Annotated in this window: 3 protein-coding genes; all 3 read left to right on the forward strand. The window is 43.9% G+C overall.

Going from position 1 to position 3,332, the window contains the following annotated elements; genetic code table 11:
• Positions 1 to 14: 14 nt before the first annotated feature.
• Positions 15 to 1,325, forward strand: coding sequence for an ABC transporter substrate-binding protein (locus P0N36_RS14785; protein ID WP_275843641.1), 1,311 nt, complete (start codon positions 15 to 17; stop codon positions 1,323 to 1,325).
• Between the two features lie 238 nt (positions 1,326 to 1,563).
• Positions 1,564 to 2,469, forward strand: coding sequence for a carbohydrate ABC transporter permease (locus P0N36_RS14790; protein WP_275843642.1), 906 nt, complete (start codon positions 1,564 to 1,566; stop codon positions 2,467 to 2,469).
• Positions 2,469 to 3,329, forward strand: coding sequence for a carbohydrate ABC transporter permease (locus tag P0N36_RS14795; RefSeq protein ID WP_275843643.1), 861 nt, complete (start codon positions 2,469 to 2,471; stop codon positions 3,327 to 3,329). The genes P0N36_RS14790 and P0N36_RS14795 overlap by 1 nt, the downstream gene beginning before the upstream one ends.
• Positions 3,330 to 3,332: the final 3 nt, after the last annotated feature.

Here is a 3,332-nt window from a genome sequence, read left to right on the forward strand (position 1 = left end):
AGGGAGGAACAAAAATGAAAAAATTGTTAACAATAATAATGGTACTTGCAATGGTAACAGCATTGTTTGCCGGCTGTGGGAAAACAGAGACCCCAACAACAGAGACAGAAACGCCGGAAACAGGAACAGAGACAGAAGCACCAGCATCAACAGAGGGACAAAGCGTCGTCATCTATCAGAACAAAGTAGAGATTGGTGAACAACTGATGGCATTTGCAGCCTTGTATGAAGCAGAGACAGGCGTAGAAGTTACTGTCAAAACCTCTGGCGGAGACACACCATACGCAGAGAACCTAAAAGCAGAATTCCAATCCGACAGACAACCGGACATCTATGTCATAGAAGGAATGGGCGGATACAACACATGGAAAACCAAACTCACACCATTTGAGAATGAAGAATGGATGGATTTAACAACACTCGAATTTGCAGTAGACGGTCAAGTATATGGCTTCCCAGTAGCAGTTGAAGCATGGGGAATGGCATATAACAAAGACATCTTAGACCAAGCTGGTGTAGATCCTGCAACCCTAACATCACAAGCAGCCTACAAAGAAGCTTTTGAAACAATCGACGCAATGAAAGACGAACTCGGTCTAAAATCTGTAGTAGCGATGGCAGCAGGCCCAGACATGAGATGGGTAACAGGCTTACACAACTTTAACGGTTACCTCTCAGCAGGACTAGAGTATGGAGACACCACAGTACTAGACAAACTCAACAGCGGAGAAGCAGATGTAGAGCGTTTAACAGAGTATGCAGACTGGGTAGAACTTCTCTTTGCATATGCAGATACAGCTGTATTATTAACAGGTAACTATGATGCTCAAGTTGGCCAATTTGCAACCGGTCAAGCAGCCTTTGTCCACCAAGGAAACTGGATTGACCCATGGTTAACAGACAATGGGGTAGACTTCCCAATGGGCTTTGCACCACATGCATCTGTATATGGAGAGCACAACGCCATCTTCATAGGCGCACCATCTTACTATGTACTAAACAGTGACAGTACCAACCAAGAAGCAGCAAGAGCCTTCCTAAACTTCATGGCAACAACAGAAGCAGGACATAACTATATGGTTAACGAAGCGAAAATGGTACCTGCATTTACAAACGTAACCCTCGTACCAGACACCCCACTATCAGCCAACGTAACAGAGTGGTTGAACAAAGAAAACGGTGCCTACACATGGTTACAAAACGACATGCCGGACGGATTCGGAATGGGAACCATCGCACCACTTTATGAAAGTTATGCAAAAGGTGACTTAGACAAAGTAGGCTTCATAGCAGAACTTGTAGCAAAAATCGAAGAAATCAAATAAAAGAAGAAAACAAAGCGAAAAAGTAGAAGAAACATTTGGGAAGGGTGTGTGTAAGACACACACCCTTCTTATGAATTAAAAGGAAAAGGCACAAGGACAAGCAATGGGGACATTCCTTTTAATTCATAAGAAAAACCCCATAGATAGGGTAAAAGTTAAAGCAAAAAACAAGCAAGTAGCAAAAAAGCAACAACAAAAAGCAACAACAAATAAAATGACCGAGGGAGAAGGAAAACGTATGAACAAAAAAACAAAAGAAAAACTGGTATTCTGGCTATTTCTAGTACCGGCCTTGTCAAGTTTCATCCTTGTAGTAGTCGTACCATTTGGCATGGGTATCTATTACTCTATGACAGACTGGACAGCTGTAGCAGGACAAGAAGCCAACTGGGTAGGCATAAGCAACTACAAGAACATGTTCAGTGATCTGGCATTTAGGTATTCCTTCCTAAGAACCTTCCTGTTCACCTTGCTAAGCGTGATCTCAATCAACGCAGTGGCCTTAACACTGGCCTTTCTCGTCACAAGAGAAATTAGATTCAAAAACTTCTTTAGAGCAGGCTTTTTCATCCCCAACCTAATCGGGGGACTGGTACTTGGATATATCTGGCAGTTCATCTTCAAAAGTGTCGTACCCTCCATTGGAACTTTGTTTGGCATAGAAGCCTTAGAACAAATCCTCATCCTAGCAGAACCCAACTTAGCCCTCTTTGGACTCATCTTTGCCTTTACATGGCAATACGCTGGGTACATCATGATGATCTACGTAGCGGCCCTGCTAAATGTACCGCAGGAGCTTATAGAAGCCAGCCAAATCGATGGTGCCAACTTCATTCAAAGACTTAGAAGCATCACCATACCTATGATTGCACAAGCCTTCACCATCACCTCCTTTTTAACCTTGGTCACCTCCTTTAAGCAATACGACATCATCGTCGCCTTAACCAACGGAGGACCAACCGCCATCTACCAAGGCACCACCGTCAACTCAACGGAAATGTTGGCCGTGCACATCTATAGTGTCGCCTTCAAATACAACAACATGGCAGAAGGCCAGGCCAGAGCCATCATATTCTTCATCGTCCTATCGGTGGTATCCATCGGCCAGGTCTACTATAATAAAAAGAAAGAGGTGGAAATGTAATGGGTGTCAAAAAAAATATGGTCAACACAATCTTAACCATCATCACGTTCATCCTCTTTGTCATCATCATGTTTCCCTTCTTCATCGTCGTCATCAACTCAGCCAAATCATCCTTAGAAATCATCACTGACCCCATATCTTTGCCAAACCAATGGAGTCAACTCTTAGTCAACATCAACGACATATGGAACAGACCAAGCATTAGATACTCATCAAGTGTGTTCTCATCGGTCATCATCACCGTAGGCTCACTGACCACCATCACCATTTTCTCCGCCATGTCAGCATGGGTATTGGTTCGAACCAAAAGCAAACTATCCACCATCATCTTCTTAGTCTTCTTAAGCGGGCTCATCATACCCTTCCAAGTGGTCATGTTTCCACTGGTCGCCTTCTTTAGAATGATCTATGAAGCCACAGGCATAAGAATGCTTAGAACTTATCATGGTATGATCATCGCCTACATCGGATTTGGCGCCCCACTTGCGGTCTTCATGTTCCACGGGTTCATCAAATCCATACCCTTAGAGCTAGAAGAAGCAGCCACCATAGACGGCTGTAGCCGTCCCCAGATTTTCTTTAAGATCATCATGCCCATACTGCGACCCATATTTGTAACGGTCATCATCCTAAATGCCATTTGGATATGGAACGACTTCTTGTTGCCATCGTTGATCTTAGGTGTCGGCCAAGACGTACAAACCATACCCCTAGCCATCAGGGCCTTTGCAGGATCCTTTGTTAAGAAGTGGGACCTTATTATGACCGCGGTACTCATGGCGGCCGCACCCATTATCGTCGGTTTCCTCTTTGCCCAAAAACATATCATCAAGGGCATGGTTGCAGGTTCTATCAAATAATAT

Origin of the sequence: Petrocella sp. FN5 (assembly GCF_029210395.1) — a bacterium.
Lineage (GTDB): Bacteria > Bacillota > Clostridia > Lachnospirales > Vallitaleaceae > Petrocella.